Genomic DNA, 6,112 nt, shown 5'->3' with positions numbered 1-6,112 from the left:
ATCTCAAGATTGTTTGATAATATCAAATTTTCTATATCTTCTTTAATTCTTTTTTCTATATTATTGCTTGCGGAAGTAAGTATATCCCATAGCCTATAAGAGGATTTAGATTTAAGATAGTCTAATGCAGTTTTTATCTTTTCTATAAAAAAGCGATTTTCGGTTGGTTTTATGCCTACAACTACTACATCTGGGGCTACATAGTTTGTTATTATATCGGTTAGTGCTGCGTCTTTTAAGTCCTTGACACCGCCATTTACACCAAAGTAAAGGGTTTCTGTGAAACCTAAATAACTTAGCGAAAATGCTACAGTTTCTGGATGCAATGGTTTTAGGTGGGTAGGGTCTGTCCAAAAACCTATTGTACCTACTGTTAGATTCTCCGCAAAAGGAAATTCTGCTATATAGGTACCGCCAGGCTTTAATACGCGAAGTACCTCTTTATGAAGCTCAAAAGCGTATTCAAAAGGAAGATGCTCTAACACATGTATAAGTGATATGACATCGTAGGTATCTTGTTTTTGGCTTTTAAGAAAATCGAGGGCATCTGCATAGGCCACATTAAAACCTTTTGAGCGGGTTTCTTCTAGTACAACCTTGTTTATATCTATACCAAAAGCTTCAAAACCGTAATCTTCGTATATAGAGAGCATTTCACCTCTGCCGCAACCTATATCAAGAGCTTTTGGTTTTGAAGATGGATAGGCTTCTGCGTAGACTTTTAAAAGGGGTATGTAAAACTCAAGGCGTTTTTTTATCTCTTCTTCGGAGCCTCTAAACTTCTCTTCAAAAGCCCTGTAAAAAGTGTCGTCTATTGGCATTTTGCCTCTTTGGAAGCTCTTTCTAAATCTTTTTCCATCATAATCTCTACTATTTTATCAAAGGTGGTTTTTGGTTCCCAACCAAGCTTTGCTTTGGCTTTTGAATAATCTCCTATCAGGATATCCACTTCTGCTGGTCTATAAAACTTTTTGGATACTTCTACTATGGTTTTGCCAGTTTTTTTATCTATCCCTTTTGTGTTTTCAGCTTCTCCTTGCCAGTCTATGTCAAATCCAGCTACCAAAGATGCTTTTTCTACAAACTCTCTTACCGAGTGCGTAGTGTTTGTGGCAAGCACATAATCATCTGGAGTGCTTTGCTGAAGCATTAAATACATACCATATACATACTCAGGTGCATAGCCCCAATCTCTTTTGGAGTCAAGATTTCCAAGGATGAGTTTTTCTTCAAGGTTGTATTTTATACGAGAAAGCGTATAGGTAATCTTCCTTGTGACAAACTCAAGACCCCTAAGAGGTGATTCGTGGTTAAAAAGTATACCAGAGCAAGCGTACATATCGTAAGATTCTCTATAGTTTTGGGTGATAAAGTGAGCAAATACCTTTGCACAAGCGTATGGACTTCTTGGATGAAAAGGCGTATCTTCGTTTTGAGGGATAGCTCTTACTTTTCCAAACATCTCGGAGGTGGAGGCTTGATAAAACTTTGCATCTGGTTTTATATCTCTTATAGCTTCTAAAAGCCTTAAAACCCCCATAGCGTCTATATCTGTGGTAAGAAGTGGCTGTTCAAAGGATACACCTACAAAGCTTTGGGCTGCCAAGTTGTATACCTCATCTGGCATTACTTCTTTTATCACATGCCTTATGTTGGTAAGCTCAAGCAAGTCCATGTATACAATTTTTACATGTTTTTCTATACCAAGCTCTTTTAAACGCCAATTGGAAGAGTCCCCACTTCTTCTATCTGCTCCGTAGACTTCATAGCCGTTTTCAAGCAAGAGCTTGGCCAGATATGCCCCGTCTTGCCCTCTTATACCTGTTATCAGTGCTTTTTTCATAATCGTATATTATAGCATATCTATATACACTCTTGCACTTAAATGTCTTCTGTCTTGTGAGCCTGGTATTACAAGCTTTGGTATCCAAGTTTTGTTTGCTTTTAGAATGATATAACTATAGGGTTTTAGTGTATATTTTAATGAAGAGTTTTTAGAAGGACAAAATGTTATATGCTTGGGATATATGTATAAACATACACCTTTTATAGGAAGACTTTGGGGTGGTATTGAGATGGTCAGTTTATTTTTAAATGTGTTAAACTGAGATATGTATCCAATCCAGTGGTCTTGATAATAACCTAAGAGTCTTGGTTTGGAAGTATAAGTTTTATGCCAAGTTTTTATATAGGGAACATAAAAGATGCAGCTTAAAAATATTATAAAAGAGATAGATATCGCCAGATACTTTAAGTCCTTATAAGGATAGGGATGGTATTTGAATATACGGTGTCTTATCTTTTCAAAGAAATTTTCAATGCTTATGGCTATAAAAAATGCAAGCATTAGGCTTATGAAAAAAACTTTATAAGGGTTGTGAACAAAATAAATATATATAGGAAGATGAATAAGGTAAACAGCGTAAGTGAAATTTCCAAGAAAGTTTTCTATGGGACTCTTGCCGTTTTCTCCAAGGTAAAATATTATGTAGGAAAGGTCTAAAAGACCAAAGATATAACCCAAAAAAGGATTTAGAAAAAAAGGAAGATAGCATATATAGATATAAAGTAAGATTGATAGTAAAAACAGCATCTTTGATTTAGGTATTAGGCTTTTTATATGATACAAAAATACGCCTATTATAAAAGCTAGAAGACAAAAGTTAACCAAAGAGTAAAGATAAAGATGAAAAAAATTTGCAGCACTAAACATTGCAAAGGGAAAATCTTTTTTGGAAAAGGCTATTAAAAAAAGGATAAAAAAACCTACAAAGAAAGGATAAAAATATTTTTTGTAAAAGTTTATCAAAAAGCCAACAGGGTAAAAGATGGTGTCATAGCAAAGGGTCCAAGCCTGAGGTATGAGAAGACTTGCAAACAAAAGAGGCTTATGTTTATCGAACAACGCTAAGACTCCATAAGGTATGAGCGTATTATAAAAAAAATAACCAACGTTTGCATGAGGTTTTAGGATTATAAAAAAAACAAAAAACAAAACTATGTAAAGGGGATATATTCTCATATACCTTGTGATGGTAAAATGAATGAGGGCTTTGAAGCTTGGTTTTTCATACTTTTTGGAGATATTAGCCACAAGATAACCGCTTAGCATAAAAAATCCATATACTGCTATATGCCCATCTCCCACAAAATAAAAGACGGGTTTTTTAAAGATATCTAAAAAAAACGGTGCCAAAAACCGGTTAAAAAAGCTTCTATAAAAACCAAAGTGAGTATCCATTACGCTTAAAGCAAACAAAACCCTTAACCATCCTAACGTTGGTTTTTTCATGATACAATTATAATATGAGCTTGGCACCTATAGCCATATTCTCTTACAAAAGACCAAAACATCTTGATATTATGATATCTTCCCTTGTTAAAAACAAAGGCATAAAAGACAGCACAGTCTTTGTTTTCATAGATGGACCTAAAAATGACGATGAAAAGCACTTGCAAATAGATATAGAAAAGGTGGTATTTAAATATAAAGATTATTTTAAAAGCCTTGAAATAGTTAAAAGGCCTACAAACTACGGGCTTTCAAGAAATATACCAGAAGGCATTACAGAGGTTTTGGGCTTTTACGATAAAACAATAGTCTTAGAAGAAGACCTGTATCTTAGCCCTTATTTTCTTAAATTTATGAACGATGCTCTAAATTTTTATGAAGATGAAGAAAAAGTCATGCACATATCTGGATATATATTTCCTATGAAAAAGAAAGGTCTTCCTGATACGTTTTTTATAAGACCAGCCAGTTGTTGGGGATGGGCTACTTGGAAAAGGGCATGGTTTTTTGAAAGAAACCCAGAGAAGTTGTTGGATATGTTTGACAAAAAGATGATAGATGAATTTAATTTGGGTGGATGCACTCATTATTTTGAGCAAATACTGGCAAACAAAGAAAGAAGAGCAAGCACATGGGCGGTTTTTTGGTATGCAAGCGTTTTTCTAAGAGGCGGATATTCTCTTCATCCAAAGTACTCTTACGTAAGAAATATAGGTTTTGAGGATGGGCTTGGAGAAAGTTCAAGCATTACATCTATTTTTGATGTAAACGTATACGACAAACCGCTAAACTTTTCCAAACATATAGAAATCTCTTCTTTGGCAAGTAGATATCTATCGGAGTATTGCCAAATAGGTCCATATCCATATCCAAAAAATCTCATCTGGTTTTTATACCTTGATAACAATACTCATCCTTATTGGAAAGAGATTTTTAACAAAAGCCTGATAAAAAAGCCACACAAAAAGGCTACCCTAAAGCAAACAGAGCGATTTTACCATTTCAACGAGCTTTTAAAAGCTCTACATTGCTATCTAAACATCTCAAAAGACAAAGACATAACCCCTAAAAAAGCCCAAGATATAGGATGCCTTAGAAAACATATAGCCACTTACGATGATAATCTACAAAATAGAAACTGGACAGCTTTGGGAGGATGGCTTGGAAACTGGGAAGATACTTACGCAGTGGGTATCACAGGAGATTACCAAGATATAAAACCCATTATAGAACTTTACAAATCAAAAGCCAAGAAGATATACTTTCCATATCCAACAGAATACAAAGATGATACTGAAGAACAAGGGCAGCTTCTTATCGTGTTTTAATACATCACTCTATTCTCTACTACAGGTATTTTAGAGCTGCACATCAAGTCAAAAAGCCTCTTGTTAATCTTTGGAGAGTTTTTGCCTATTTTATATATAAACTTCATACCTATTGGATTTATAAGAGATAGTTTGTTATTATAACAATAAGCTTCAATAGTATAAAACATGCCGTAGTTAGGAGCTAAGGAGTTTGCTACTTCTTTTGCACTTAATTTTGGTTTGTTATGGGTTTCTTTGTAGTAATCTTCATTGGTTTTGTGTATTTGATATCTGATGGATTTATAAACTTTTAAAGGGACAAACGATATCCAAGCTTCGTATATACCGCCACCAAAATATCCTTTTGCATTGTTGATGTACAAAACGTATTTTTTTCCTTTAAAAGAAGAAACGCCCGCGTAAGAAAAACCTTCGCTAAATACATTTATAGGCTTTTTGTATAAAGTTATAGCATAAGCTCCGTTATGCATAAAAAAAGACGAACCAACATTTATAGTAGGCTTAGCAAAAGAAAATCCTATTAAAAAAGCTAAAATCAAAAAAACACTGATAATTTTTAACATAACCCACCATTACAAATAATGCAATGCCCCCCAAGGAAGAGGGGGATGAGGAATTGAAGATTAATAGTTCATGCTAGAGACTGCGTTATATTTAGCTTGACCGAAAGCGTTTTGCTCTGGAGCTACTATATCTACAGGTATTCTCTTTAAGAAGCCGTCGTACATTTGGTATGCATAGGCTGCTACATCTGTAGCCTTAACTGTAGGATCTTCTATCGTTACTTCTATAGGAGCACCTGTTGTCCAGTCAACATTACCTGTACATTCGCTAGCTAAATTAGCTAGGTTAGTATAGTATACATTGCCAGAGGTTGATGTCCATGTTACGCTACAAGTTACACCAGGATTGTTAAGCACGTTTAACATTAGCGCAGTGGAACTTACACCTTGCGGTAAGCTTACTTTTAACCATCCCCCGAAGGCACTTCCAGATTGTACGCTTGGTAAGTATAGTCTAACATATGGGAATGCCCATATCATAAAAGTACCGCTTGTTACAGAGACAGAGTTTCCTGTCATGCTGCCAACCACTGGCGTTATATTAATGCTAAGCGTAACAGGGCCTGGATTTATCTCATACTGTCCTCCAAAGTAGGATCCTACTCCGGCCAGGTTAACCGTAGATTGAGGATCCATGAAAGTTACAGAGTAAGTTCCAGCTGATGCACTAAGTAAACCATTGCTACTACTGCTACCAAGAATATCATTGAATGTGAATGTCGTAGCAGGTCCTGCTGTCATGGAGCCTATGCTGTCGGCTGTAAAGCTAGAAGTGATAGTGGCTAATACTGTAGAGCTTTGTGGTGTCGCAAATGAGAAGGTAAGAGTTGAACCAGCCCCTGCACCTCCAGTTCTATAGCCATCAGCAATACACTGGTTAGTTACTAATAAGGTATTACTTACAGCAAGTATTGGAACTTGGCAAT

Annotated in this window: 7 protein-coding genes; 2 read left to right on the top strand and 5 right to left on the bottom strand. The window is 35.5% G+C overall.

The features are described from left to right. The 3 genes from ACYQZV_RS08895 to ACYQZV_RS08885 form a co-directional block, all read right to left on the bottom strand. Positions 1–821: class I SAM-dependent methyltransferase (locus ACYQZV_RS08895; RefSeq protein WP_459895254.1), on the bottom strand; the 821-nt coding region annotated here is incomplete at its 3' end. Next, positions 812–1,843, bottom strand: coding sequence for a GDP-mannose 4,6-dehydratase (gene gmd / locus ACYQZV_RS08890; RefSeq protein ID WP_459895252.1), 1,032 nt, complete (start codon positions 1,841–1,843; stop codon positions 812–814). The genes gmd and ACYQZV_RS08895, both read right to left, overlap by 10 nt. A gap of 9 nt (positions 1,844–1,852) precedes the next feature. Beyond that, positions 1,853–3,292 (bottom strand): acyltransferase family protein, encoded by a 1,440-nt coding sequence (locus ACYQZV_RS08885; protein WP_459895250.1) that lies wholly within the window; start codon positions 3,290–3,292, stop codon positions 1,853–1,855. Between the two features lie 14 nt (positions 3,293–3,306). On the opposite strand from ACYQZV_RS08885, the gene ACYQZV_RS08880 reads away from it, so the two are divergent. Further along, positions 3,307–4,620: a glycosyltransferase family protein gene (locus ACYQZV_RS08880; protein WP_459895248.1), complete on the top strand. Its 1,314-nt coding sequence runs from the start codon at positions 3,307–3,309 to the stop codon at positions 4,618–4,620. Here the strand turns inward: ACYQZV_RS08880 and ACYQZV_RS08875 are convergent. Together ACYQZV_RS08875 and ACYQZV_RS08870 are read right to left on the bottom strand one after the other, a co-directional pair. After that, a complete protein-coding gene (locus ACYQZV_RS08875) occupies positions 4,617–5,186 on the bottom strand; it encodes a hypothetical protein (protein WP_459895246.1) in 570 nt (189 codons plus the stop codon). The two genes, ACYQZV_RS08880 and ACYQZV_RS08875, sit on opposite strands and share 4 nt — an antisense overlap. A gap of 60 nt (positions 5,187–5,246) precedes the next feature. Next, the gene (locus ACYQZV_RS08870) at positions 5,247–5,822 is read right to left on the bottom strand and encodes a hypothetical protein (RefSeq protein WP_459895243.1); all 576 of its coding nucleotides are present in this window, start codon (positions 5,820–5,822) and stop codon (positions 5,247–5,249) included. A 76-nt stretch (positions 5,823–5,898) separates the two neighbouring features. Here ACYQZV_RS08870 and ACYQZV_RS08865 point away from each other — a divergent pair, with 76 nt between their 5' ends. Then, on the top strand, positions 5,899–6,045 hold the full coding sequence (locus tag ACYQZV_RS08865; protein WP_459895241.1) for a hypothetical protein: 147 nt from the start codon (positions 5,899–5,901) through the stop codon (positions 6,043–6,045). Positions 6,046–6,112: the final 67 nt, after the last annotated feature.

The organism is Hydrogenobaculum acidophilum, assembly GCF_054656715.1.
This window is presented reverse-complemented; position numbering and strand designations above follow the sequence as displayed.

Bases quoted from the DNA above. Each gene is read 5' to 3' on its own strand.
- ACYQZV_RS08880 (WP_459895248.1), top strand. From the start codon at position 3,307: ATGAGCTTGGCACCTATAGCCATATTCTCTTACAAAAGACCAAAACAT.
- ACYQZV_RS08885 (WP_459895250.1), bottom strand. From the start codon at position 3,292: ATGAAAAAACCAACGTTAGGATGGTTAAGGGTTTTGTTTGCTTTAAGC.
- ACYQZV_RS08875 (WP_459895246.1), bottom strand. From the start codon at position 5,186: ATGTTAAAAATTATCAGTGTTTTTTTGATTTTAGCTTTTTTAATAGGA.
- gmd (WP_459895252.1), bottom strand. From the start codon at position 1,843: ATGAAAAAAGCACTGATAACAGGTATAAGAGGGCAAGACGGGGCATAT.
- ACYQZV_RS08870 (WP_459895243.1), bottom strand. From the start codon at position 5,822: ATGGATCCTCAATCTACGGTTAACCTGGCCGGAGTAGGATCCTACTTT.